Genomic DNA, 388 nt, shown 5'->3' with positions numbered 1-388 from the left:
GTCCTGATACAAAACGGGTCCCGCCATCATACTTCACAAGGACTTCACTTTCAGACAATAGTCTTTTGCCATCGTGATGAATGTGAGTGAAAAGATGGAACATTTCGACGTGGCGATTATTGGCATCGGCCCGGCAGGATCGGCGTTGGCGCGAAAATTAGCAGGCAAAATGCAGGTGATCGCGCTGGATAAAAAGCACCAGTGGGGTACTGAAGGTTTCAGCAAACCCTGCGGCGGTCTGCTGGCACCGGACGCGCAGCGATCTTTTATTCGCGATGGGCTGACGCTTCCTGTCGATGTGATCGCTAATCCGCAGATTTTCAGCGTCAAAACCGTCGACGTCGCCGCATCGCTCACGCGTAACTACCAGCGAAGCTATATCAATATT

1 pseudogene is annotated in these 388 nt (G+C 51.8%); it reads left to right on the top strand.

The features are described from left to right. Nucleotides 1-94 precede the first annotated feature (94 nt). A pseudogene (gene cbrA / locus H0X91_RS34850) lies at nt 95-388 on the top strand (colicin M resistance lipid reductase CbrA); the annotation flags it as partial.

Origin of the sequence: Burkholderia sp. 9777_1386, assembly GCF_015712265.1 — a bacterium.
Classification (GTDB): Bacteria; Pseudomonadota; Gammaproteobacteria; order Burkholderiales; family Burkholderiaceae; genus Burkholderia; species Burkholderia cenocepacia.
Note: the sequence above shows the minus strand (reverse complement) of the source record. Positions and strands in the feature narration are given on the sequence as shown.